Annotated in this window: 21 protein-coding genes; 14 read left to right on the top strand and 7 right to left on the bottom strand. The window is 72.5% G+C overall.

Annotation, left to right across the window (positions count from 1 at the left end):
* The first annotated feature begins 158 nt into the window (after window positions 1-158).
* A complete protein-coding gene (locus tag OHB41_RS39185; RefSeq protein ID WP_266704234.1) occupies window positions 159-1,154 on the top strand; it encodes a DUF3048 domain-containing protein in 996 nt (331 codons plus the stop codon).
* Window positions 1,155-1,209: 55 nt separating this feature from the next.
* Here the strand turns inward: OHB41_RS39185 and OHB41_RS39180 are convergent, their stop codons facing one another.
* Window positions 1,210-1,674 carry a MarR family winged helix-turn-helix transcriptional regulator gene (locus OHB41_RS39180; protein WP_266704232.1) on the bottom strand — a complete coding sequence of 155 codons (465 nt, stop codon included), beginning with the start codon at window positions 1,672-1,674 and terminating at the stop codon, window positions 1,210-1,212.
* A 248-nt stretch (window positions 1,675-1,922) separates the two neighbouring features.
* Between OHB41_RS39180 and OHB41_RS39175 the strand changes: the two genes are divergently transcribed.
* The 7 genes from OHB41_RS39175 (at window position 1,923) to pcaDC (ending at window position 7,487) form a co-directional block, all read left to right on the top strand.
* The gene (locus OHB41_RS39175) at window positions 1,923-2,705 is read left to right on the top strand and encodes a CoA transferase subunit A (RefSeq protein WP_266704230.1); all 783 of its coding nucleotides are present in this window, start codon (window positions 1,923-1,925) and stop codon (window positions 2,703-2,705) included.
* The gene (locus OHB41_RS39170) at window positions 2,705-3,349 is read left to right on the top strand and encodes a CoA transferase subunit B (protein WP_266704228.1); all 645 of its coding nucleotides are present in this window, start codon (window positions 2,705-2,707) and stop codon (window positions 3,347-3,349) included. Before OHB41_RS39175 ends, OHB41_RS39170 begins: the two co-directional genes overlap by 1 nt.
* Window positions 3,346-3,540, top strand: coding sequence for a hypothetical protein (locus OHB41_RS39165; protein ID WP_266704226.1), 195 nt, complete (start codon window positions 3,346-3,348; stop codon window positions 3,538-3,540). The genes OHB41_RS39170 and OHB41_RS39165 overlap by 4 nt, the downstream gene beginning before the upstream one ends.
* A gap of 11 nt (window positions 3,541-3,551) precedes the next feature.
* Window positions 3,552-4,322 carry a protocatechuate 3,4-dioxygenase subunit beta gene (pcaH, locus tag OHB41_RS39160; RefSeq protein WP_266704224.1) on the top strand — a complete coding sequence of 257 codons (771 nt, stop codon included), beginning with the start codon at window positions 3,552-3,554 and terminating at the stop codon, window positions 4,320-4,322.
* Between the two features lie 2 nt (window positions 4,323-4,324).
* Window positions 4,325-4,888 carry a protocatechuate 3,4-dioxygenase subunit alpha gene (gene pcaG, locus OHB41_RS39155; RefSeq protein ID WP_266704222.1) on the top strand — a complete coding sequence of 188 codons (564 nt, stop codon included), beginning with the start codon at window positions 4,325-4,327 and terminating at the stop codon, window positions 4,886-4,888.
* Between the two features lie 104 nt (window positions 4,889-4,992).
* Entirely contained in the window at window positions 4,993-6,288 is a 1,296-nt protein-coding gene (gene pcaB, locus OHB41_RS39150) for a 3-carboxy-cis,cis-muconate cycloisomerase (RefSeq protein ID WP_266706470.1), read from the top strand.
* Window positions 6,285-7,487 carry a bifunctional 3-oxoadipate enol-lactonase/4-carboxymuconolactone decarboxylase PcaDC gene (gene pcaDC, locus OHB41_RS39145; RefSeq protein ID WP_266704220.1) on the top strand — a complete coding sequence of 401 codons (1,203 nt, stop codon included), beginning with the start codon at window positions 6,285-6,287 and terminating at the stop codon, window positions 7,485-7,487. Before pcaB ends, pcaDC begins: the two co-directional genes overlap by 4 nt.
* Window positions 7,488-7,654: 167 nt before the next feature.
* Here the strand turns inward: pcaDC and OHB41_RS39140 are convergent, their stop codons facing one another.
* Window positions 7,655-10,336, bottom strand: coding sequence for an ATP-binding protein (locus OHB41_RS39140; RefSeq protein ID WP_266704218.1), 2,682 nt, complete (start codon window positions 10,334-10,336; stop codon window positions 7,655-7,657).
* Window positions 10,337-10,757: 421 nt separating this feature from the next.
* Between OHB41_RS39140 and OHB41_RS39135 the strand changes: the two genes are divergently transcribed.
* Window positions 10,758-11,765, top strand: a complete 1,008-nt coding sequence (locus OHB41_RS39135) for a DUF2510 domain-containing protein (RefSeq protein WP_266704216.1) — start codon at window positions 10,758-10,760, stop codon at window positions 11,763-11,765.
* Between the two features lie 170 nt (window positions 11,766-11,935).
* On the opposite strand, the gene OHB41_RS39130 is transcribed toward OHB41_RS39135, so the two are convergent.
* Window positions 11,936-12,550: a TetR/AcrR family transcriptional regulator gene (locus tag OHB41_RS39130; RefSeq protein WP_266704214.1), complete on the bottom strand. Its 615-nt coding sequence runs from the start codon at window positions 12,548-12,550 to the stop codon at window positions 11,936-11,938.
* A gap of 221 nt (window positions 12,551-12,771) precedes the next feature.
* Between OHB41_RS39130 and OHB41_RS39125 the strand changes: the two genes are divergently transcribed.
* Window positions 12,772-13,614 (top strand): phosphatase PAP2 family protein, encoded by an 843-nt coding sequence (locus tag OHB41_RS39125; protein ID WP_266704212.1) that lies wholly within the window; start codon window positions 12,772-12,774, stop codon window positions 13,612-13,614.
* Window positions 13,611-14,606 carry a DMT family transporter gene (locus OHB41_RS39120; RefSeq protein WP_266704210.1) on the top strand — a complete coding sequence of 332 codons (996 nt, stop codon included), beginning with the start codon at window positions 13,611-13,613 and terminating at the stop codon, window positions 14,604-14,606. The genes OHB41_RS39125 and OHB41_RS39120 overlap by 4 nt, the downstream gene beginning before the upstream one ends.
* A 73-nt stretch (window positions 14,607-14,679) precedes the next feature.
* Here the strand turns inward: OHB41_RS39120 and OHB41_RS39115 are convergent, their stop codons facing one another.
* The 4 genes from OHB41_RS39115 to OHB41_RS39100 form a co-directional block, all read right to left on the bottom strand.
* On the bottom strand, window positions 14,680-15,525 hold the full coding sequence (locus OHB41_RS39115) for an LURP-one-related family protein (protein ID WP_266704208.1): 846 nt from the start codon (window positions 15,523-15,525) through the stop codon (window positions 14,680-14,682).
* A gap of 52 nt (window positions 15,526-15,577) precedes the next feature.
* On the bottom strand, window positions 15,578-17,623 hold the full coding sequence (locus OHB41_RS39110; protein WP_266704206.1) for a phosphocholine-specific phospholipase C: 2,046 nt from the start codon (window positions 17,621-17,623) through the stop codon (window positions 15,578-15,580).
* Window positions 17,624-17,789: 166 nt separating this feature from the next.
* Complete coding sequence (locus tag OHB41_RS39105) at window positions 17,790-18,716, bottom strand: hypothetical protein (protein ID WP_266704204.1); 927 nt, start codon at window positions 18,714-18,716, stop codon at window positions 17,790-17,792.
* Window positions 18,695-19,090 (bottom strand): hypothetical protein, encoded by a 396-nt coding sequence (locus tag OHB41_RS39100; protein ID WP_266704202.1) that lies wholly within the window; start codon window positions 19,088-19,090, stop codon window positions 18,695-18,697. Before OHB41_RS39100 ends, OHB41_RS39105 begins: the two co-directional genes overlap by 22 nt.
* Window positions 19,091-19,166: 76 nt before the next feature.
* Between OHB41_RS39100 and OHB41_RS39095 the strand changes: the two genes are divergently transcribed.
* From OHB41_RS39095 to OHB41_RS39085, 3 genes are all read left to right on the top strand, one after another.
* On the top strand, window positions 19,167-19,556 hold the full coding sequence (locus OHB41_RS39095) for a hypothetical protein (RefSeq protein ID WP_266704200.1): 390 nt from the start codon (window positions 19,167-19,169) through the stop codon (window positions 19,554-19,556).
* Window positions 19,556-22,555: a CHAT domain-containing protein gene (locus OHB41_RS39090; RefSeq protein ID WP_266704198.1), complete on the top strand. Its 3,000-nt coding sequence runs from the start codon at window positions 19,556-19,558 to the stop codon at window positions 22,553-22,555. The genes OHB41_RS39095 and OHB41_RS39090 overlap by 1 nt, the downstream gene beginning before the upstream one ends.
* A gap of 350 nt (window positions 22,556-22,905) precedes the next feature.
* The gene (locus tag OHB41_RS39085) at window positions 22,906-23,109 is read left to right on the top strand and encodes a cold-shock protein (protein WP_030224351.1); all 204 of its coding nucleotides are present in this window, start codon (window positions 22,906-22,908) and stop codon (window positions 23,107-23,109) included.
* The last annotated feature ends 89 nt before the right edge of the window (window positions 23,110-23,198 follow it).

The following is a 23,198-nucleotide window of genomic DNA, read 5'->3' as shown; positions in this document are numbered from 1 at the left end:
CGGCCCCGCCGGCCGGACCTCGCCCTCGCGACCGCGGCGGATCGATCCGTGCGCCGATCGGTCCGCTCACCGCGCACGACCTCAGAACGAGCGGGTATGAGCACCGATGAACATATGAGCGCATAATCGATGGCACGGGACAGGGTGGCACGGTGAGCATGCGACAGAAGGCATCGATGCGGCGCGGCGCGATAGCAGCGGCGCTGCTGACGGTCGCGGCAACGGGTTCCTTGGTGACGGGCTGCACTTCGGGCGACGGCCCGAACGCCGACGGACGCGCCCGCACTCCCGGCCAGAGCCAGGCACCGAGGCCGACTCCTGGTCACGCCGGCGCAGACAGCGTCGGCTCCGTCCTCGCCGTGAAGATCGACAACGTGGGTCCGGCCCGCCCGCAGACGGGCCTCGACGCGGCGGACATCGTGTACGCCGAACAGGTCGAGGGCGGCCTGAGCCGGTTGATGGCGATCTACGCGACCCAGCTGCCGAAGGCGGTCGGACCGGTGCGCAGCGCGCGCGAGTCCGACCTGGAGCTGCTGCGCCAGTTCGACGAGCCGACGCTCGCCTTCTCGGGTGCCCAGCACAAACTGCTGCCGGTCATCGACAAGGCGCCGCTGCGGCCGGAATCGCCCGAGCAGAGCCCCGACTCCTACTACCGCGACACCGCCAAGGCCGCCCCGCACAATCTCTATCTGCGCCCCGGCCGACTGCTGCGGTCGGCACCCGGCGCCGCCGCCCTCACCACCGGCTTCCGTTTCGGCGCGGCCCCCGCGGGCGGCAGCCCGGAGACGTCCCGGACGGTGCGTTTCCCGGCCGCCCGCTTCACCTTCTCCTGGTCCGCGAGCACGAAGCGCTGGCTGGTGTCGATGGACGGGACGCCGACGGTCACGACGGACGGCAAGAGGGTGGCTCCGGCGACCGTCGTCGTGCAGTACGTGAAGCTGCTCAAGTCGAAGTACCACGACGTCCTCGGCAACAACACGCCCTTCACGCAGACGGTCGGCTCGGGGACGGCGAAGGTGCTGCGCGACGGCCGGGTCTTCGACGCCGACTGGAAGCGGCCGGCCGCGACGGACGGCACGGAGTTCACGACGAACGACGGCGCTCCGATGAACTTCGCGAACGGCCAGGTGTGGGTGGTCTTCGCCAAGGCGTGAGCACGGCCGGGCCCGGCGTGTCCGACCGTGCCCGCCGGGCGGCGTCCGGCGCGGCCTACCTCGGGGCCAGGAGGGGTTCCGTCGGATGGCGGAGCCCCTCCGCGGCGTCCGACACCCGCCGGATGAGATCGAAGAACACGGTCTGCTCCTCGGCGGAGAGCGGCGCCAGGAAGATCTGGTTCATCCGTGCCGTGCGCACGGTGAGCTTGCGGTGCGTGCGCGTCCCCTCGTCCGTCAGGCGCAGCAGAGAGCGCCGGCCGTCCTGCGGGTCGCGCACCTTGTCGAGCAGACCCCGGCGGCCGAGCCGGCTGATGACCTCGGCGATGGTGGAACGGTCCAGGCCCACCCGCTCCCCCACCGTGCGCTGGTCCAGCCCCGGCTCCGCGACGAGCGCGTTCAGGACCGCGAACTGCGGCGAGGTGATCTCCTCGGAGACCATCGTGTTCCACAGCAGGTAGTGCGCCTGCTGCAGCCGCCGGGCCAGGTGCCCGGGGTGGGTGGAGAGGTCCACCGCGGCCATATGCGCTCCAGAGGTCGTCGACACGGTCGTATGTCCGGCATTTTTTGGCAAGTGTACTGAACGACACCGTGCGCGCATCCGACGGCCTTCTGCACGGATCGGGCCCGAACGGGCTACTTCAAGGCACCTTGACGACAGGAAGGCCGGATGGCAGCGTGAACGAAACCTTGGAAAAATACTCAGTGCCCTGACTAATTGCGTCCTGTCGATGACGACACGGGACGCTCGGGAGAGAGAGGGCTTCACGGATGGACAAGGTGGTCGCCACGGCTGCGGAGGCGGTGGCCGATGTGCCGGACGGCGCGACGCTCGCGGTGGGCGGGTTCGGACTGAGCGGAGTGCCGAATGTGCTGATCGGGGCGCTGTTCGAGCGCGGGACCTCCGGTCTGGGAGTGGTCTCCAACAACTGCGGGGCGATGGAGTCGGGCCTCGCGGTGCTCCTGGCGGCCGGGCGGATCGCGCGGGTGACGGGCTCCTACATCGGGGCGAACAAGGAGTTCGCCCGGCAGTACCTCGCGGGGGAGCTGGAGGTGGAGCTGATCCCGCAGGGCACGCTCGCGGAGCGGCTGCGGGCGGGCGGCGCGGGGATCCCGGCGTTCTTCACTCCGGCGGGGGTGGGTACGCAGGTCGCGGACGGCGGGCTGCCGTGGCGCTACGACGGCCGAGGTGGGGTGGCGGTGGCCTCGCCCCCGAAGGAGGTCCGCGTCTTCGACGGGGCCGAGTACGTGCTGGAGCGCGGGATCCGCACGGACTTCGCCCTGGTGCGGGCCGCGAGGGGGGACCGGCACGGGAATCTGGTGTTCAACAAGTCCGCCCGCAACTTCAACCCGCTGGCCGCGACGGCCGGGCGGGTGACGGTCGCCGAGGTCGAGGAACTGGTCGAGCCGGGGGAGATCGATCCGGACGCGGTGCATCTGCCCGGCGTCTTCGTGCAGCGCGTCGTCGCCCTCACCCCGGAGCAGGCGGGCGCGAAGATGATCGAGAACCGGACGGTTTCCCGTCCCGCGGCCGGTCGATCGGTGGGTGCGTGATGGCGTGGAGTCGTGAGGAGATGGCGGCGCGTGCGGCGCGGGAACTGCGCGACGGGCAGTACGTGAACCTGGGGATCGGGCTGCCGACGCTGATTCCGAACCATCTGCCCGCGGGTGTGGAGGTGGTCCTGGAGTCGGAGAACGGGATCCTGGGCACCGGCCCCTACCCCACCGAGGACCAGGTCGATCCGGATCTGATCAATGCGGGGAAGGAGACCGTGACGGTCCTGCCCGGCGCCTCCTACTTCGACTCGGCGCTGTCGTTCTCGATGATCCGCGGCGGGCACATCGACGTCGCCGTGCTGGGTGCGATGCAGGTCTCGGCACGGGGTGATCTGGCGAACTGGGCGGTACCGGGAAAGATGATCACGGGTATCGGCGGCGCCATGGACCTGGTCCACGGGGCCCGGAGGGTGATCGTGGTGATGACCCACACCACGAAGGACGGCTCGCCGAAGATCCTCCAGGAGTGCGCGCTGCCCCTCACCGGCAAGGCCTGCGTCGACCGGGTCATCACCGACCTCGGTGTCCTCGACATCACCGGCGACGGTCTCGTCCTGGTGGAGACGGCGCCCGGTGTCACCGCGCGGGAGGTCGCCGCCAGAACCGGCGCCGGGCTGCGGACCCCGCGGGAGCTGTCATGAGGGACGTGTACGTCGTCGACGCCGTCCGCGCCCCGTTCCGCAGGGACGACGGCTCGCCGCCCACCGGCCTCCCCGGCGACCCGGCCGCGCACACCGTCCGGGAACTCCTCGCCCCCGCACCCGCCCTGTGCATCGGAGACGGCCAGGGCCCCGCCCCCGCCCTCTCCGCCTCCTCCTCCCTGGAACGATAGGAAGCCCCCGCATGGCCCCCACCCAGTCGGAGATCGACGCCGAGATCAAGGACCGCCAGGACGCCTACGACAAGGCGGTCGCCGGCGGCGCTCCGGTCATGCATCATCCGGCGCGCGACTACCCCCCGTACCGCAGCTCCCTGCTCCGCCACCCCCGACAACCGCTCGTCGCGGTCGCCGGCGGCGACCCGGAGACGGTCGAGCTGTCGGGTCCGGTCTTCGGCGTCACCGACATCACCGAGATCGACAACGACCTGACCCGGCAGCACCGGGGCGAGCCGGCCGGCGAGCGCATGACCGTCTCCGGCCGGCTGCTGGACCGCGACGGGCGGCCGGTTCGCGGCCAGCTCGTCGAGATCTGGCAGGCCAACGCGGCCGGCCGCTACGCGCACCTGCGCGAACAGCACCCGGCGCCGCTCGACCCCCACTTCACCGGCGTGGGAAGGACTCTGACGGACGATCAGGGGCGGTACCGGTTCACGACGATCAAACCGGGCCCGTACCCGTGGGGGAACCACACCAACGCGTGGCGGCCCGCGCACATCCACTTCTCCGTCTTCGGCTCCGCGTTCACCCAGCGCCTGGTGACGCAGATGTACTTCCCCGGCGACCCGCTCTTCCCGTACGACCCGATCCTTCGGTCCGTGACGGACGAAGCGGCCCGCAACCGGCTGATCGCCGCCTACGACCACGCTCTCTCCGAGCCCGGGTTCTCGCTCGGCTACGCGTGGGACATCGTCCTCGACGGTCCCTCCGCCACCTGGATCGAGGAAGGCCGTTGAGCATGACCGAGCGGTTGCTCCCCACCCCGTCCCACACCATCGGCCCCTTCTACGGCCACGCGCTGCCCTTCCCGGGCGGCGAGCAGGTGGCGCCCCCGGGGCACCCCGACACGATCACCGTCCACGGGTACGTGTCCGACGGCGCGGGCAGCCCGGTGCCCGACGCCCTCCTGGATTTCTGGCAGGCGGCACCCGACGGCTCGCTGACCGGCGCCCCCGGCTCGATGCGCCGCGACCCCTCGACGGGAGGCTTCCTCGGCCGCAACGGCGTCGACTTCACGGGCTTCGGCCGGGTCGGTACGGACGCCGACGGGCACTGGGCCCTGCGTACGCTGCCGCCGGGCAACGCCGGCCTGCCTTACCTCGGTGTGTGCGTGTTCGCCCGCGGTCTGACGCACCACCTCTTCACCCGCGCGTACCTCGCCGACGGCCCGGACCCGCTGCTCGACTCGCTCCCGGCCGACCGGCGCGCCACGCTGATCGCGGCCGGCGGGCCGGACCGCACGTACCGTTTCGACATCCGTCTTCAGGGCGAAGGCGAAACGGTCTTCCTGGAGTTCCAGTGACAGCTGCCGACCCGGCCGGTCCCGCGGGCCCCGCCGATTCCACCGATCCCCCCGATCCTGCCGGCCGGAACCACCGTGGCGACTCCGGCGATCCCGACGTCGGTCTGCTCGCCCCCGGATGGGCCGGCTCCCCCGCGTCGTCCTCGACCTCGGACCGGGCGTTCCTGCAAGCGCTGATCGACGCGGAGGCGGCGCTGACGCGGGCCTGGGCCGGACTCGGGCTGGCCCCGGCCCCCGCCGCGTCGGCCCTGTCCGCCGTCACCGCCACGGACCTCGACACGCGGTCGATCGCGCTGCGCGCCCGGGAGGGCGGCAACCCGGTGATCCCGCTGGTCGCGGATCTGACAGCGGCCGTGGGCGGCGAGTACGGACCGTACGTCCACCGGGGCGCGACCAGCCAGGACATCATGGACACCGCGATGATGCTGGTGGCCCGGCGCACGCTGCGGCCGATCCTGGAAGACCTCGAGCGCACAGCGCGGGCGCTGCGGGAACTCGCCGCCACCCACCGGGATTCGGTGCTGCCGGGACGGACGCTCACGCAGCACGCGGTGCCGACGACCTTCGGGCTGAAGGCGGCGGGGTGGCGCGCGTTGGTCCTGGACGCGCGGGACCGGCTGGCGGGTCTGCGCCTACCCGCCCAACTGGGCGGAGCGGCAGGGACCTTGGCCGCGTTCAGCGCGTTCGGCGCCGACGACCCGCAGCTCCTCGTGGCCTCGTACGCCCGGGAACTCGGGCTCGTGGAACCGGCGTTGCCGTGGCACACCCTTCGTACCCCGGTCGGTGATCTCGCCGGGGCACTGGCCCTGACGGCCGGCGCCCTCGGCAAGACGGCGGCCGACGTGCTCACCCTCTCCCGTACCGAGATCGCCGAGGTCGCCGAGGGGAGCGGCGGCGGTTCGTCCGCGATGCCGCACAAGGCCAACCCGGTGGCGGCCACGCTGATCGCGGCCGCCGCCCGGCGCGCACCGGGGCTCGCCGCCACGCTGTACGCGTCGATGGCCGCCGAGGACGAGCGGCCGGCCGGTGCCTGGCACGCCGAGTGGGAGCCGTTGCGCGAGCTGCTGCGGCTGGTCGGCGGCGCCGCCCGTGGCGCCGCAGAACTGACCGAAGGGCTGCGGGTGAACACGGACGCCATGCGTGAACACCTCGGTCTCACCCACGGGTTGATCGTCTCGGAGCGGCTGGCCGTCGAACTCGCCCCCGTGCTGGGACGGCACCACGCCAGGGAACTGCTGACCCGAACCGCCGAACGGGCCGTCGCCGAGGGCCGTCCCCTCGCGGACGTCCTGGGCGAGGAACCGCGGCTGAAGGACGTCGACGTGGTGGAACTCACCGACCCGACCCGCTACACGGGCTCCGCCGGAGCCCTCACCGACCGTGCTCTGGAGCGACGTTGAAGACCCCGCCCGAAGGCAAGCTGCCCCACCACCGCGTCGAGGGACCCGCCTCCGCTCCCCCGCTCCTGCTCGGCCCCTCGCTCGGCACCTCGGCCGCCCTGTGGGACGAGGTCGCGCCCGAGTTGTCCGTCAGCCACCGGGTGGTGCGCTGGGATCTGCCGGGGCACGGCGGTTCGCCCGCGAACCTGATCGGGCCCGGCGCGACCGTCGCCGACCTCGCCGCACTGGTCCTGGCCCTCGCCGACGGGCTCGGCATCGACCGGTTCGCCTACGCGGGCGTCTCACTCGGCGGCGCGGTCGGTCTGCACCTGGCCGTGCACCACCCCGACCGGGTGGCCGCCCTCGCCGTCATCTGTTCCTCGGCCCACTTCAACGGCTCCAGTCCCTGGGAGGAGCGCGCGCGGACCGTGCGCCGGGAGGGACTGGCCGCGCTCGTCGAGAGCGCGAACTCCCGTTGGTTCACGCCCGGTTTCAGCGTTCTACGGCTGATCGAGGACCAGCGGAACGCGGATCCGGAGGCGTACGCCGCCTGCTGCGACGCGCTCGCCGCCTTCGACCTGCGCGACCGTCTGGCGTCGATCACCGCGCCGACCCTGCTGGTCGCGGGCCGCGAGGACCCGGCGACGCCGCCCGCGCACCTTCGGGAGATCGCGGACGCGGTGCCCGGCGCCTCGCTCGTCGAGATCGCGGGTGCCTCGCACCTGGCGCCCGCGGAGCGGCCGGAGGCCGTACTCGCCGCGCTGCGCGGGCACTTCGACGGGTACCCGGCACGCGGCATGGAGGTGCGCCGCGCTGTTCTCGGCGACGCGCACGTGGACGGCGCGCAGGCCCGGCAGACCCCGTTCACCGCCCGCTTCCAGGACTTCATCTCGCGCTATGCGTGGGGGGAGATCTGGACGGACCCGACGCTGTCCCGCCGCGAGCGCAGCCTGATCACACTGACGGCGCTCGTGGCACACGGCCACCTCGACGAACTCGCGATGCACGTCCGGGCGGCGCGCCGCAATGGACTGACCCCCGAGGAGATCGGGGCCGTGCTGCTCCAGACGGCCGTGTACTGCGGTGTCCCGGCGGCCAATGCGGCCTTCGCGGTGGCCCAGCGGGTGCTCGACGGGCTCGACGGGCCCGGTGAACCGGACGGCGACGAACACGGTGGACCCGGTGAACGCGACGCGGCGGAGGCCTCGGGGGAAGCCTGAGCGATCCCCGCGACGCGTGGCGTGCCGCACCGCGTCCGCCGCACGACCGCACCTGACGCGCGACCGGCCGCCTGACACCCGACCGACCGCAGGACACGCGACCGTCCGTTCCGGTGAGCCCGGGCACGCCGGCGGACGGGCCTCTCGGAAGGCGGCCGGCCGGAGGGCTACCGCAGTCCCCGACCCGTCGCCAGGACCTCCTCCGCCTTCGCGACCAGCCCGTCGGCCCCGCACGAACGCGCCAGTGTCAGACCCTTGTTGAGCTCCGAGACCGAGCGCGCCGCGATGCCGTACTCGACACGGGCCGCCGCGTGTTCGTACTGGCAGGGCGAGGCCTCCAGACAGGCGACGGCCTGCGCCGCGAGGCGTACCGCACGCTGGCCCGACTCGAGGGCCGCGGCGCAGCGCAGTGCCTCGCCGATGGCGGTGTCCGTGCCGAACCGCTCGGCCCGGCGCCGGGCGTCGACGGCCAGCGCGGCGGCGCGCACCGGGTCCTCCGAGGCGAGCGCGCGGGCGAGGTCGATCGACCAGGGTGCCATCACCGTGTTGTGGTGGCCCCGCACCGCGGAGGCCTTCTCGGCGGCCTCCAGTTCGTTGATGCCGTCCTTGACCCGGCCGACGGCGATCAGCAGCCGACCGCGTACGGAGCGGGTGTCGGGCAGCACGATCGTGGTCGGGTACGGCGGTGCGAAGCCGTACTGCTCGGCGATCGCCCAGGCCTCCTGGACGTCGCCGCGGGCGAGCAGGGTGTCGACGAGTCCACAGGTCGCGGACCAGTACAGGGGCAGCCCGCGCCCGACCCGCTCGGCGATGCGCAGTGACTCGCGCAGGGTGGTCTCGGCGTCCCGCAGACGGCCCCGCCTGCGGTGGGCGAGGCCGACGAAGGCGTGCGCCAGGGAGAGATGGCCGCCGCTCCAGCCGGCGGACGTGTACGAGCGCAGCGCCTCCGAGAGAAGGCTCTCCGCCCGGTCGAGCCGGTCCGTGTAGGCGTACGAACTCCCCAGCATCATGAGGAGTTCGACGCCCCACTCGGTGTCGGTCCAGCCGAGTCCGGGTGCCAGGCGGCCGTTGACGAGGGCCCGGTCGCAGAGTTCCACGACCTCCTCGGCGTTCTCGCCCCGGGTCATCGCGTCGAAGCCGCGCAGTATCAGCAGCGCCCGCTCGGAGTTGTCCCGTCCGGTGCATGTCCCGGCGAGTTCGGCGAGCCCCCGGGAGCGTCCCGGCACGTGGTCCTCGCCCGCGTGGATGCCCTCCCACATGTAGTGGACGGCCTGGAGCCGCATCCGGGCGGGGCCGGGGTCGAGCCGGGCGGCCTCCGCGTCGACGGTGCGCACGGCCTCGTCCAACTGGTTGTTGTGGACCAGTGCCTGGGAGAGGCGGAAGACGGCGTCCACCCGCAGGTCGCCCGCCAGGCCGGACCGTTCGAGCGCGGCCCGCAGATGGCCGATCGTGGTGGCGGGCGCGGTCAGGAGGGTGGCACAGCCCAGCTCGTAGAGCACGCGTGCGTGGACCTCGGGGAGCGGGGGCTCCCTGAGTGCGCGCTCCAGACAGCGCCGGGCCGCGTCGGGCGCGCCGACGGCGAGGTGTTCGCGGGCCGCCTCGCGCATCTGCTCGACGACTTCGGGGTCGTCGTCGGGGTGCACTTCGAGGAGGTGGCGGGAGGCGGCCGCGGCGCCGCGGCCCGACTCGGTGACCGCCCAGGCGGCCTGGCCGTGCATCGCGGTGCGCAGCGCGTCGGGGATCGAGCGGTAGACGGCGCTGGCGATCAGGGGGTGCACGAACTCCAGCTCACTGCCGGTCAGTTGGCTGTTCGCGGGTTCGACGTCGGTGAGGATGCGGGCCACACCGAGCAGTTCGGCGCAGCGCTCGGCCTCGTCGCGCGGCATTCCGGCGAGCTGGGCGGCGAGGTCGAGGGAGATGCCCGTGCCGAGTATCGCGGCCGCCCAGGCGAAGCGGGTGGCGTCGATGCCGAGCCCTTCGAGGCGGGCGACGAGTCCGCGGCCGCGCGCGGAGCGGTTCAGGGCGCGCAGTTCGGCGGCCGACGCCTCGACCGGTAACAGCTCGGTGTCCTGCACCTTGGCGAGGAGTTCGACGGTCTCGTAGGGGTTGCCGCCGGTGACCGCCCACACCTCGCGGCAGAACGGGGCGTCCGCGTGCTCGCCGAGGGTGGCGCGGGTCAGTCCCGCGGTGGCGTCGGGGGTCAGCGCGCTGAGGGTGACGATCGGGCGGGCCGCGGCGGCGACGGCGTCGAGGTGAAGGGCCCGCTCGCCGGTGACCTCGCCGGGGCGGCGCGCGACCACCACGAGGACGGGCAGGTCGTCGAGGCGCTCGGCGAACGCGGCCAGCCATCGCAGGGTCTCCTGGTCGGCCCAGTGCGCGTCGTCGACCATCAGGACGAGCGGCCACTCGCGCTTGGCCAGCCGCCGCACGGCCGCGACCAGTCCGTCGCACACGCCCTGCGGGTCGGCCTGGCGGTCGCCCGGCTCGGCGATGCCGAGAGCAGGGCCGGCGATGTCGTACCAGTCGCCCAGGTATTCGCGGGCCTCTTCCGGCATCAGCGAGACGATGGCCGGCTGGAGGAGCTGCCGTATGACGTGGAAGGGGACGGAGGTGACGGTCTCGCCGCCGCGGGCCGACCAGACCGTGCAGCCCTTGGCCTCGGCCATCCTGCGGGCCTCCGCGAGCAGTGCGGTCTTGCCGATGCCGGCCTCGCCGCCGAACACCAGCAGACTGCCCGAGGACGAGGCGTCCGCGCGCAGCGCGTCCACGGCCTGTGCGACATCCGCGATCTCCGCCTCGCGCTCCCAGAGTGAGGCCGAGGCCGCCGGTCCCGGCCGCGCCTGCGTCATACCGCTACCTCCCCGGGCCGCACGGACGACGTACAGACATCGAGCCTAGCCGTCCCCGGATCGATGCGGAGGTGGGTCAGGGCACCGGTGGCCGAGACGGGTGACGGCGCTCACCCGAAGGCGACGCGACGGGGCGCCGAGCTGGGGCGGGGAGGTCGTGGACGGTCGGCAGCCGTCGAATGCCGTCGGGTCTCGCGTCGTCGGAATCGGTACGGACCCAAGTGAAAGGCCTTACGGATTCGGGGAGTTGGGCAGATGGGGGTGGCCGGCCCGCCGCACGGGACGTCGTACGGGGTGGGCGACGCGCAGGACACGCCGCCGGCGCCCGCCGACGCGTACCGGGCGAGGGGTGCGGTCTCCGCGGACGGTCGACCGGTCCCCTCTCATCCGCCTTTCACCCAGGGCTCATACGGTGGGGTCCATGACGCAGGTGACTCCCCCCGGCTGGTATCCCGACCCCGGGCAGACAAGTGACAGTCCCGCCACCGAACGCTGGTGGGACGGCAGGGCATGGACGGAGCAGACCCGCCCCCTCGGGTCCGGCGCCTCGTGGGGTCCCCCGGGACAGCCGCCGGCCGCCGGACCGTACCCGGTCCTTCCCCCCGGGCCCCGACGGCGCGGGCTGCGCACCGGCATCGCCGTCGCCGCCGCGATCGCGGTCCTCGCGGGCATCGGGGGCGGTGTGTACGCCCTCACCAAGAACGACGGCAACGGCGGGAACAGCGCCGACGCCCAGAGGCCCGGCGGGCAGAACGGCCAGGGCGGCTTCGGCGGCGCGGGCGGACCGGAGGGCGGCCCGGGCGGCGCTCCCGGCGGCTCGGGCGGATCAGGTGGCTCGGGCGGACCGGAGGGGCAGACCCCGGCGCCGGGCCGGTCAGGGGTGCCGCGGACCGAGGACGGTTACGCCACAGACGCGTACAGCGGCATCAGCATGCCGGTGCCCGACAACTGGACCGGCCAGAGCGGCATGGCGAGCGCGGTGCTGTCGACCAAGGACACCTACAAGTGCCCTGGCGACACCTCGCAGAAGTGTCAGCGGGGCGGCGCGTACTCGGCACCCGCGCGGTACCAGGGCATCAAGTCCACCACGCCGGAGGCGGCGGCCAAGGAGGACATCTCCAAGAACGCCCAGGAGTCCTACGGCAAGGGATACGGGAAGATCACGTCGCACACGGAACTCGCGTCCAGGGCGGTCACCGTGGCCGGCGAGAAGGGCTATCTCGTCCGCTGGAAGGTCGTCACCAGCAAGGGCGACGACGGTTACGTCGAATCACTCGTCCTCCCCTCCCCCGCCGACCCCAAGTCGCTGGTCGTCGTCCGCTTCGGCGTCGACGCCGGCTCCAAGGGTCCTCAGCAGTCCGTGATCGACGACATCACCAAGGGCATCAAGCCGGCGTCCGGAGCGGGCGGCGACGGACAGAACGTCTGACCACCGCGCCCGCGCCTCCCCGCGCCCGCCCCCGGACACAGATCGGCCGGGTGGAGCCCCTCTCCGCTCAAGAGGAGCCCCACCCGGCCGGGGGTGCGCGCCGCCCCCGTCCCCACGGTGCGGCGCGAGCAGGCCGACGTCCGGTCATCCCGCGGACGGCGACCTGGGTCTCAGGTCAGGCCCAGTGCCGGAATCACCACGGCCTCCACGAACTGTGTGAGATACGCCGCGTCCGCGTACTCGCCCTCCAGAACCGGACGCACCCGCACCACACCGAACAGCTGCGCCGGGATGAACTCGAGCGCCGGGTGGTCGGCGGGGACCTCGCCCCGGGCGACCCCGCGGGCGATGATCTGCTTGACCGCGCCGATCTCGGGCTCGATGAGCGCCTCGCGCAGGGCCTCCCGCAGCTCCTTGTCCTGCAGCACGGCGTGGCCGAGTGCCTGGAGCAGCTGGGTGTCACGGCCCGACCAGTCCCCGGCGGCGCGTGCCATCGCGCGCAGATCGCCGACGAGCGAGCCCGTGTCGATTCCCGAGAACCGCGGGCACTGGTTGGCGCGCAGTGCGGCGGCCACGAACTGGGGCTTCGTCTTCCACTGCCGGTACAGCGTGGACTTGCTGCAGCGTGTGCTCGCGGCCACGCCTTCCATGGTGAACGCGTCGTATCCGCACGCACGGATCTGTTCGAGCACGGCGTCGTAGAACTCCTGCTCACGCTCGGGCGTGATCTTGGAGCGGCGCGAGGCGATGACCGACTCCGGTCCCTCCGCGGCCTGCGACGTCATGGGTCTTCTCCTCGCTCGTGCGGGTGGTCGGTTTCACAGAGTCTAATCGATACGCCAGTGTACCGGAACGCATTGGTATCGGTACACTGTCGTATCGGTACACTGTCGTATCGATGAGCCTTGGTCAGGATCCACCCCCTGTCGAACAGACGCCGAGTGGAGCCTGTCCTGGGCTCACCGCACACCACCTCACTCAAGAACGTCAGCAAAGGGGCCGGGGGATGGATTCCCGAACCGAGCCTGCAGAACCGGATCCCGCCGCGGCCATACGTCGGCCGTCACGGCGCGACACCGCCGGGCGGCCGCCGCTCGTCCGTGAACTCCTGCTCGTCACAGGACTCTTCGTCGTCTACAAGGTCGGCCGGCAACTGGCCACCGGACACACGGCCGAGGCCTTCCGCAACGCCGGCCACGTCTGGGACTGGGAACGGTCCCTGCACCTGCCGGGCGAGGGCGCCGTACAGGGCGTGCTGCTGCACAGCGACACCCTGGTGCACCTGGCGAACGCTTACTACGCGACCGTCCACTTCCCGGCCACGGCGGCCTTCCTGGTCTGGATGTACCTGCGGCGCCCGGTCCACTACGTGTGGGCGCGCCGGGTCCTGGCCGTGATCACCGCCGCCGCCCTGGTGCTGCATCTCACCTTCCCGCTCGCGCCGCCCCGGCTCCTCGCCGTCGCGGGCCTGGTGGACACCGGACAGGTGTACGGGCCCACGGTGTACGGAGCGCACCCGGCCACCGACGAGATGGCGAACCAGTTCGCGGCGATGCCCTCACTGCATTTCGGCTGGGCGCTGATGGTGGCGATCGGTCTGATCGCCGCGACCCGCTCCCGCTGGCGCTGGCTGTGGCTGCTGCACCCGCTGGTCACCCTGCTGGTGATCGTCGGCACCGCGAACCACTACTGGCTCGACTCCGTCGCCGCGGCCGCGCTGCTCGGCGTCGCCCTGGCCGTGATCCACCTACCGCACCGGACCGAGACGACGGCCGGGCGCGCGCAGGAACGCGCCGTCGCGGGAGACGTCAAGGAGTCCGTACCGGAGCTCGTGGGGGCAGGTCGATGAACGCCACGCTCGCCGCCGTCGTGCTGTCCCTGTTCTCGGCCGTCGCCTACGCCGCCGCGGCCGTGGCACAGGAAAGGCTCGCGTCCCGGACCACCGAACCGGGCGTCCTGAGCATGCTCGGCCACGCCGCGTGGTGGTGGTCGGTCGCGCTGAACGCGTCCGCAGCGCTGCTGCATGTCGCCGCGCTCAAATACGGAACGCTCACGCTGGTGCAGCCGCTCGGCGCCCTCACGCTGGTGGCCGCGGTACCGCTCGGCGCGCGGGTGGCCGGGCGACGGGTCAGCGCGGTCGAGTGGCGTGGCACCGCGCTCACCCTGGTCGGGCTGTCCGCACTGCTGGTCACGGCGTCCGGGCCGGCGCCCGACGACGTGCTGAGCGTGCCGCAGGCGCTGGCCGTGGCCGCCGCCACCTCCGTGGCGATCGGCGTCCTGTCGCGGCCCGGCACACGGCCGGGGCTGCGGCACGCGACCGCCTCCGGGTTCGCCTCAGGTGTCGCCTCGGCGCTCACCCAGACGGTGACGGTGGCCGTGACGGACCGCTCCGGACCGATCCTCAGCGTGCAGGTCATCGTGGTGGCGCTGCTCGTGGCGGCCTTCGCGACCGCCGGACTGCTCCTGTCGCAGACCGCCTACCGGGGTGGACTCGGCGCTCCCCTGGCCGTCGTGACGCTCGCCAATCCGGTCGCCGCCGCGGCGATCGGTCTCTCCCTGCTCGGGGAGAAGCTCCAGGGAGGCCCGGCCGGCCTGCTGCTCGCGGCGTTCGGCGCGGGAGTGGCGTCCTGGGGCGTGGTGACGCTGTCGCGTTCGGCGCCGGAGCGCGTGCCCGCCGCGCCCGAGCCCTTCGAGGACGACGAGCACCCGGTCGCCGCGGTACTGGCGCTGGAGGCCGAGGCCGCGAAGTACACGCCCTCGTTGGTCCCGAACCAGCCGAACCCGGGAGAGCCGACGAACCCGGGCCGTCTGACGAATCCGGGGCATCTGACGCCCCTGTGAGAAGGACGGCAACGGGGAAGGGCGGCCGCGGAGAGATCCGCGGCCGCCCTTCCCCGTCTGTGTCCGTGCCAGGTCAGCCGAGCCCGCGGGAGTCCTGCTTGAGCGCGGTGTCCACGGTCAGCGCCGTCGCGATGACGAGGCTGAGGAGCGGCTCCGGGAGCTGGTAGTGGATCTGCAGGACGTAGTTGTCCGCCGTGGTGAACATCGTCTTGGCGAGGCCTTCCCAGGTCTTGGTGATCCGGGCGACCTCGTTGCCGCTGTGGTCGACGATGGCGAAGTTCCAGGCACGCCAGTTCTCCGCCTTGATGGCGCCGACCTGCTGGCCGTTGACGTTGATCGCGAAGTTGATCTTCCCGATCATGTTCTGCTGCACGATCTCGCCGACCGGCTGTCCGTCCGGACGCTCCACGATCACCCGCGACTTGATGAACTTCGCGGGACGCGTGAGCCGCAGCACCGGCTGCCCGTGGGCGTCACGGATCTCCAGCTTGTGCGTCATGTACTGGTCGACGCTGGAGACGAAGCGCAGCGCTTTCTTCAGACCGCTCTGACCGACCTCGACGACCGCGCCGAGCTGGTTGCCCTGCTGGTCCATGACCTTGTACTCGTTGGTCAGCTCGATCAGCTTGGCCTTCTGGTTCACCACCAGGACCGGCTCGGTGAACAGGGTGCCACCACCGGCACCGCCGGACGCGACCCCGGCCTGCTGGTGCACCTGCTTCTGCACGCGCGGGTCGGGGGCCGCCGCCGGCTGCCCGTACGGCTGCTGCGCCTGCTGCGGAACCTGCTGTCCGGCCGGGGCCTGCTGGTCCGCATTCGTGTGCTCGGTCCACTGCGAGCCGTCCCAGTAGCGGAGCGTCTTGGGCGCCCCGTGCGGATCCGGGTACCAACCTGCAGGAGTGTTCGAATGCGTGGTCACCGGGGCACACTACCTCGCATCGGCCGGAAATTGACCCCTGTCCCGCCGGCCATCAGCCGGTGACGATCGCGGGGTCGCTCACACCCGGACGGCCGTTCTCGACATGTCCGGCAAACCGCCGCGAGAAGCCCGCGGCGGATTCGACGGTCAGGTCGTACCAGCGGTGGCTCGCCCGCAGATCCACCCGATGCCGCACCGTCGCGCCCGGCCGCACCCTGAACGAACGGGGCCGCCCTCCGTAGCCGTCGGTGAGCTTCAGATCGGCCGTGCCCGAACCCCTGTTGGTGAAGGTCAGCTCCACGTCGGCGCCGACGTGGCGCGCGGTGACCTCCGGTCCCGCGACCTTGCCGGGGCCCTTGAAGACCCGCAGGAAGCCGTTCGGCCCGTGCACCGTCAGGTCGTACGAGCCGTTCGAGTACGCGGAGTTCCAGGTGTCCGACACCGTCTTCCCGGCCTCGGCGGTGTATGTCCAGGGGCCGTCGGTGCGGTTGCCGGAGGTGACGAGGAAGGCGGCACCGGCCTTGGCCCCGGAGCCGAAGGTGAGAGTGAACTTCCCGGCCGCCGGGTCCGCCGAACCGTCCACCAGGGGTGCGTACTTGAGCGGGCGGGCCGGGCGCGAGCCGCGCTCCTGCCTGGGCAGCACGGGGTTGGCGGGCGGGGTCGGCACATAGTCGGGGTGACGGTCGTGGTCCGGCGGCAGGTAGCCGTCGGTGTCCGGCAGCGCGACCGGCTTGGTGTCCTTGCGGGAGAAGTCGAAGGCGGCGGTGAGGTCGCCGCTGATCGCGCGCCGCCAGGGCGAGATGTTGGGTTCGTGCACCCCGAAGCGACGCTCCATGAACCGGATGATCGACGTGTGGTCGAGCGTCTCGGAACAGACGTAACCGCCCTTGCTCCAGGGCGAGACGACCAGCATCGGCACCCGCTGGCCCAGCCCGTAGGGCCCGGCGGCGTGAGCGGCGTCACCCTTGTGCAGATCCGGGCCGACGTCGACCGTCGACCTGCCCTGCGCGGCGGACTGCGGCGGGAAGGGCGGCACCAGATGGTCGAAGAAGCCGTCGTTCTCGTCGTACGTGATGAACAGCGCCGTCTTCGCCCACACCTTGGGGTCGGAGGTGAGCGCGTCCAGCACCTGCGCGATGTACCAGGCACCGTAGTTGGCGGGCCAGTTGGGGTGCTCGGTGAACGCCTCGGGTGCGACGACCCAGGATATCTCGGGCAGCTTCCCGCCCTTGACGTCCGCCTTGAGCTGGTCGAAGAAGCCCTCGCCCTTGCGGGCGTCGGTGCCGGTACGCGCCTTGTCGTAGAGCGGGTCACCGGGCTTGGCGTTGCGGTACTGGTTGAAGTACAGCAGCGAGTTGTCGCCGTAGTTGCCCCGATAGGCGTCCGGGATCCAGCCCCAGGAGCCGTTCGCGTCCAGGCCGTCGCCGACGTCCTGGTAGATCTTCCACGACACCCCGGCCGCTTCCAGCCGCTCCGGGTACGTCGTCCAGTCGTACCCCGCCTCGTCGTTGCCGAGGACCGGGCCGCCCCCCTTGCCGTCGTTGCCGGTGTAACCCGTCCACATGTAGTAGCGGTTCGGGTCGGTGGAGCCGATGAACGAGCAGTGGTAGGCGTCGCAGATCGTGAACGCGTCGGCGAGCGCGTAGTGGAACGGGATGTCCTCACGCGTCAGGTACGCCATCGTCGTCGACGACTTGGTCGGCACCCATTTGTCGTACTTGCCCTGGTTGAAGGCGGCATGGCCGTCGCTCCAGCCGTGCGGCAGGTCCTGGACGAACTGCAGGCCCAGGTCGTCGGCGTCGGGCCGGAAGGGGAGCACGTCCTTGGTGCCGTCCGACTGGTGCCAGACCGTCTTGCCGTTCGGCTGGGTGACCGGACGCGGGTCCCCGAAGCCCCGGACACCTCTCAGCGACCCGAAGTAGTGGTCGAAGGACCGGTTCTCCTGCATCAGCACGACGATGTGCTCGACGTCGTCGATCGTGCCGGACGCGTGGTGCGCGGGCAGTGCGGCGGCACGCTCGATGCTGTTCGACAGTGCGGTGAACGCCGCTGTGCCACCGGCGAGTTGGAGGAATCGGCGTCGGTTCACTTGAGGCATGACTGGGTGACCTCTTGTCCTGACGTGGTGCGTGGGATGGGACCTGCGCGGGGGGAGTGTTCCAAGAGGAACGAATGCCGGGGAAGACCCCGTGGCGCTTGTGTGACCGGCAGGAGTCCGCGATGCGAACAGCGGCGCCCCCGGCCTCCGCGCCGGGAACGGTGTCTCAGACGCCCTTGCGCAGGATGGCGGTGATCTCCGAACCGGCCTCCCGGTCCAGCCGGCCCGGGCAGGACACACCCAGCGCGAGGGCCAGTTCACGGCCGTGAAGGTCGACCGCGGACTCCACCAGCTCGGCGAACGCGTCCATGGCGGCCCGCCCCCGGCGCAGGCCGACGGCCCCGAGACCCACCGCGATCAGCGCGGCCGGCCACCACCGGACGGCGACCAGCAGATAGGGCGCGCTCCAGGCGGCCAGCCGGACGGCCGCGTCGTAGGCGTCACGCGCGCCGCGCAGTTCGGTGCGGGTGTCAGCGGACAGGACGAGCCAGAGCCGGGACCAGGCCGACTCCAGGTCGAGCCGGTACGCCCGGTGGACCCGCAGGTCCAGGGCGCGCACCCGGTCACCGATCCAGCAGGGATGGGCGGGCTCCTCCAGGGAGATCCGGTTGCGGGCCGCCGCGTGGCGCGCAAGGTCTGCGGTGGTGCCGGGGTCGAGCGGCGCCCCCAGCCCGACGGCTCGCGCCTCCACCCGCGCGTAGGCGTCCTCGGCCGCCCGCCACCTCCGCCGCCTGCGCTCGGTCAGCCGGCGCCCCGGGACCTTCGCGGGGCCCGGCCAGTCCCCCGCCCAGCACCGCTCCACCACACCGCCCAGAGCCTGGGCGGCGAGGCCCAGTCCGGCCGAGGCGATCACCGTCGCGGAGGCCGCCAGCACCACACCTCCGGGCGACCGGCTCGCCGGGTGTCCGGCCAGCTCGTCGAGCGCCCGGGTGATCCGCCCGACGTCGTACCAGTGCGCCTGGCCGAGCAGCCGTCCGGCCCCGGCGACCGCCAGGAACAGCAGGCCCGAGGGCACCAGGTAGGTGAGCCAGCGCGCGGCGAGGTTCTTACCGAGCTCGGCGAGGACGGCGTTCACGAGACCCTGCGACGGCACAGCGGCTCGCCGTACAACCGGCAGACGGGCGGGACCGGCTGGTTGCGGGCGGGGCTGCGCCGGTCGCACCGATCGCTCGGGCAGACGTACGCCTCGACCACGGGGTGTCCCTCGACGGCCGCCGGGAGCCCGCCGATCCCCGCGCCCCGGAAGGCCCGCAGGCCGGCCGCCACCCCGCTGCGGCGCAGCAGCCGGTGCAGTTCCGCCTGAGGGGCGGCGGGGTCGCCGCCGTCCCGCAGCGACGCGAGGATCTCCTCCAACTCCGGCCCGTGGTCGGCGGGAACGACGTCCCGGATCTGGTCCAGCCGGGCGCAGATGTCGGCGTTCATCGCCGTCGCCCCGCCGCTCGCGTCACCGGTGCCGGTGTCACCCATCCGTGCAACCTCCCTACACGACAACCGAGTTGCGAGGATACTGGGCGCTCACCGACGATCACGGGGGGTGATGCCGATGTTCTGGCGTCGACGCGCACGGGCACGCGGGGCGGAGCAGGGCGGGTCGGACGGAGCGCGGTTCACCTTCCGCGCGATGCCGTCGGAGGCCGAGCTGCGCCGGGCGGCCGAGACCGGATCCCCTCAGGCACTGAACCAGTACGGCGTCAAGTTACGGATCGACGGACGCCTCGAGGAGGCCGTCGAGGTACTCACCCCGGCGGCGGAGGGCGGCCATCAGGACGCCACGGCCAATCTGGCCCTGACCCTGCTCTCACTCGGGCGCGGCGAGGAGGCCGCCGCCTGGTTCGAGCGGAACGGCCCGATGGGCGAGGCGATGGCCCGCCGCATCCGGGAGCGGCGCGACGAGGACGACGCTCCGGGGTCCGCCGGCCGGCCCGCTCGCTGATGGCCACCCCGTACGACCTGTTCGGCACACCCGGGTACGAGCAGTTGCTGGCCGTACTGGGAGGTGCCGAGGAGGCGCTCGCCCGCTACGAGCGGGCCGGCCGCCTCTCCGATCTCGAACGCGCCCTGGTGCTCTTCGACGCGCTGCTGGCGAGAGCGGAGAACATCGATCTGCGCAGCGCCGCCATGAACGGCGTCGGGATGGTGCTCTGGGCCCGCTACGAGCGGTTCGGGGAACCGGCGGACCTGGACGGCGCCATCACCCTGTTCCGTGAGGCTCTGGCCCCCTACGGAGCGGAAGTCACCGTCACCACGCCCTCCTACTGGACGAACCTGTCCGGCGCACTGCGACTGCGCTGGCTGCGCACCCACGACGTACGGGACCTGGGCGCGTCCGTCGACGCCGTCAGAACGGCCCTGGTCTCGACACCGCCCAGCGGCCCGTTGCGCTCCAACCGTCTCAACAGCCTGGGCGACGCCCTGCTCAACCTCTTCCAGCTGCACGGTGATTCCAGCGCGCTCGCCGAGGCCGTGAGCCGCTTCCGGGAGGCGGTGGCCTGTACCGAACCGGGTACGGACGAGGGTGTCTGGGCCCGCTCCAGCCTCGCCGAGGCCCTCCGCCACCACCACCGCTGGTCCCCCGACGGCGCCCCGGAGGCGCTCGACGAAGCCGCGGGGCTGGCACGGGAGGTGCTCGCCGGAGTCTCCCGGCGCCACCGGCTGTATCCCCGGTTCCTGTCGAACCTCGCCCTGGTCCTGACCGACCGGCACACGGCCCGCGCGGACCCCGCCGACCTGCGCGAGGCCGCCCGCGCCGCCCGCCGTGCGGTCGCGGCCACCCCGGCGGGACATCCCAACCTCGTCCAGCGCAACGCGGTCCTGGCGACCGTGCGCCGCCTGGAACTCGTCGGCGTCGGTGGCCGTGCCACCGGCCTCGATGTCACGGACCCCGGCGCTCCCGGCCCCGGTGCGGCCGCACGCCCCGATGCCGCCGGGGTCCCGGCCGTCGCCGGCGCCCGTCGTCGTCCGGCGCGGCGCGAGCAACGGGCCCTGCGGGCCTGGATCCGGGCCACCGGTCAGGCGTACGCCGCCACCCCCGAAGGGCATGCGCTGCGCGGACTCGCCCTGCTCCACCACGGTTCGGCCCTGGCCACGAAGGCGGTGACCGAGGACGACGCGCGGGCCCGGGACGCGGCGATCGCGCTGTACCGGCGGGCCGCGCGCGACCCGGCCATGGACGTGAGCGTCCGGGTGGGCTGCGCGCGGCTGTGGGCGCTGAGTGTCCTCGACGGCGGGGGTTCACCGGCGCACGGCCGGGCCGCGGCGATGGAACCGTACCGGCTCGCGGTCGAACTGCTGCCGCGTACGGCCTCGTACCGCGTCGGACGCATGGACCGCGCACGCCAGTTGGGCGACTTCGCGGGTCTCGCCGGCGACGCGGCCGCGTGTGCGCTGGACCTCGCCGACGCCCGGCCGCCCGATGCGGAAGGGGCCGGCGCGGAACCAGGCCGTGCGGAACCGGCCGGGGCGGAGGCGGTCGACGCGGACGCGGCCGGTGCCGAGTTGGCCCTGCGGCTCCTCGAACAGGGTCGCGGCGTGCTGCTCGGGCAGGCGCTCGACGCCCGCACGGAGACCTCGGAGCTGCTGAGCCGGGTGCCGGACGAACTCCTCGCCGAATGGCGGTGGTTGGTCCCACAGCTCGACCGTCCCGAGGCCGCCGTCTTCACCTCGTCGGAGCCGGGCGGGACGGACGGCCCCGCGGCGGAGGACCCGTTGACGGGCGAGGACCGGCACGCGCTGGCCGAGCGATGGGAGCGGCTCGTGGAGACGATCCGGCGGGTGCCGGGCTGCGAGAGCTTCCTGCGGCTCCCCCGCACCCACGAGATGCTCGCCGGTATCGCGGACGCGGGCCCGGTCGTCGTCGTCAACGTCAGCCCGCTGCGCTGCGACGCGCTCGTCCTGCACCAGGGGCACGTGCGGCCCGTACGACTGGAGGGGCTGCGTCACGCGGAGGCCGAACGGCGGGCGGACGCCTTCCTCGCCGCGATCCGGGCGACGGGCGACCACGCCCTGCCGTTGTCCGCGCAGCGGGACGCGCAGACAGAGGTCCGGGAGACACTCGAATGGCTGTGGACGGTCCTGGCCCGACCGGTCCTGGACGCGCTCGCCGGCTGGGGATGGCCCGGGGAGGATCCCGCGGGAGAACCGGGCCGCCTGTGGTGGGTTCCGACGGGCCCGCTCACCGCGCTGCCACTGCACGCGGCCGGCCGGCACGAGAACGGCGGGGAGAGTCTGCTCGACCGCGCGGTCTGCTCGTACGCCCCGACCGTCAACAGTCTCGTGCACGCCCGGCGGCGCGAGGCCGAACGCCCGGACCCGGTCCGGCCGGAGCCCACCGCCCCGCTGATCGTCGCTGTCGCCGAGGCACCGGACGCCGGATCCCCACCCCTGGAAGGCGTGAGGGAGGAGGCGACGCGGCTGGCCCGACGACCGGGCGCCCGTCTGCTCCTGGCCGAGGACGCGGTGCGGCAGTCCGTGCTGGACGCGCTCCCCCACCACGCGTGGGCGCACTTCGCGTGTCACGCCGTCGGCGCGCTCTCCGGAGCGGCGGCCGGTCACGTGGTGCTGCACGACCACGCGACGGCTCCGCTCACCCTCTCCGACATCGCCCGGCTCCGGCTCCCGGAAGCGGAACTGGCCTATCTCTCCGCGTGCGAGACCACCAGCGGGCGCAGGGAGTTCGCCGACGAGGCGCTGCACATCACCGGGGCGTTCCACATGGCCGGGTTCACCCATGTCGTCGGAACCCTGTGGGCGGTCGCGGACGACACCTCCCTGGAGGTGACCGACCGGTTCTACGCGGTCTTCGACCCCTCCCACCCCTTCCCCGGGCACACGGCACACGCGCTGCACGAGGCGGTGCGCGAGATCCGCGAGAACGTCGAGGGGGTCCGGGAGAACCCCAGTCTGTGGGCTCCCTACATCCACGTCGGGCCGTAGTCGCCCGCGCCCGGGGCCACGCCCACCCTTCACGTGCTGCCGCGGCCGCGGACACCGGCCGGCCCACAATATCTGTGACAGCGAAGTGAGAAATGAATATGACGCACAAGGAAGATTCCTCGCCCGACAGGCGGAGCAGAGTTATCCACCGCACATGATCGATCGCACCGTGCTACTGTCGATGTCAGTTGCAGTTGTGGTTCCCTAAAACTTGCGAGTGCCCTCACCGGCTTTTCCACGCCGGTGGAGCTCCTTTTTATCTCCGGATTCATTTTCCGGCGGGGTGATCATCACGGCGACGCGGAGTCCGCACACCGCGCACTCCGAACACCGCCCCGAAGGAGATCTACATGGCTACCGGCACCGTGAAGTGGTTCAACGCGGAAAAGGGCTTCGGCTTCATCGAGCAGGACGGCGGCGGCGCCGACGTCTTCGCCCACTACTCGAACATCGCCGCCCAGGGCTTCCGTGAGCTCCAGGAAGGCCAGAAGGTGTCCTTCGACATCGCTCAGGGCCAGAAGGGCCCCACGGCCGAGAACATCGTTCCGGCCTGACGCATCACGCACTTCGCAGCTGGGGCCCGCACCATGGGGTGCGGGCCCCGGCTCGCGGCGTTTTCGGGCACGGTCTCTCCGCCCGACCG

Source organism: Streptomyces sp. NBC_01571, assembly GCF_026339875.1.
Taxonomy (GTDB): Bacteria; Actinomycetota; Actinomycetes; order Streptomycetales; family Streptomycetaceae; genus Streptomyces.
Note: the sequence above shows the minus strand (reverse complement) of the source record. Positions and strands in the feature narration are given on the sequence as shown.

Bases quoted from the DNA above. Each gene is read 5' to 3' on its own strand.
- OHB41_RS39185 (WP_266704234.1), top strand. From the start codon at position 159: ATGCGACAGAAGGCATCGATGCGGCGCGGCGCGATAGCAGCGGCGCTG.
- OHB41_RS39180 (WP_266704232.1), bottom strand. From the start codon at position 1,674: ATGGCCGCGGTGGACCTCTCCACCCACCCCGGGCACCTGGCCCGGCGG.
- OHB41_RS39175 (WP_266704230.1), top strand. From the start codon at position 1,923: ATGGACAAGGTGGTCGCCACGGCTGCGGAGGCGGTGGCCGATGTGCCG.
- OHB41_RS39170 (WP_266704228.1), top strand. From the start codon at position 2,705: ATGGCGTGGAGTCGTGAGGAGATGGCGGCGCGTGCGGCGCGGGAACTG.
- OHB41_RS39165 (WP_266704226.1), top strand. From the start codon at position 3,346: ATGAGGGACGTGTACGTCGTCGACGCCGTCCGCGCCCCGTTCCGCAGG.
- pcaH (WP_266704224.1), top strand. From the start codon at position 3,552: ATGGCCCCCACCCAGTCGGAGATCGACGCCGAGATCAAGGACCGCCAG.
- pcaG (WP_266704222.1), top strand. From the start codon at position 4,325: ATGACCGAGCGGTTGCTCCCCACCCCGTCCCACACCATCGGCCCCTTC.
- OHB41_RS39140 (WP_266704218.1), bottom strand. From the start codon at position 10,336: ATGACGCAGGCGCGGCCGGGACCGGCGGCCTCGGCCTCACTCTGGGAG.
- OHB41_RS39135 (WP_266704216.1), top strand. From the start codon at position 10,758: ATGACGCAGGTGACTCCCCCCGGCTGGTATCCCGACCCCGGGCAGACA.
- OHB41_RS39130 (WP_266704214.1), bottom strand. From the start codon at position 12,550: ATGACGTCGCAGGCCGCGGAGGGACCGGAGTCGGTCATCGCCTCGCGC.
- OHB41_RS39125 (WP_266704212.1), top strand. From the start codon at position 12,772: ATGGATTCCCGAACCGAGCCTGCAGAACCGGATCCCGCCGCGGCCATA.
- OHB41_RS39120 (WP_266704210.1), top strand. From the start codon at position 13,611: ATGAACGCCACGCTCGCCGCCGTCGTGCTGTCCCTGTTCTCGGCCGTC.
- OHB41_RS39110 (WP_266704206.1), bottom strand. From the start codon at position 17,623: ATGCCTCAAGTGAACCGACGCCGATTCCTCCAACTCGCCGGTGGCACA.
- OHB41_RS39100 (WP_266704202.1), bottom strand. From the start codon at position 19,090: ATGGGTGACACCGGCACCGGTGACGCGAGCGGCGGGGCGACGGCGATG.
- OHB41_RS39095 (WP_266704200.1), top strand. From the start codon at position 19,167: ATGTTCTGGCGTCGACGCGCACGGGCACGCGGGGCGGAGCAGGGCGGG.
- OHB41_RS39090 (WP_266704198.1), top strand. From the start codon at position 19,556: ATGGCCACCCCGTACGACCTGTTCGGCACACCCGGGTACGAGCAGTTG.
- OHB41_RS39085 (WP_030224351.1), top strand. From the start codon at position 22,906: ATGGCTACCGGCACCGTGAAGTGGTTCAACGCGGAAAAGGGCTTCGGC.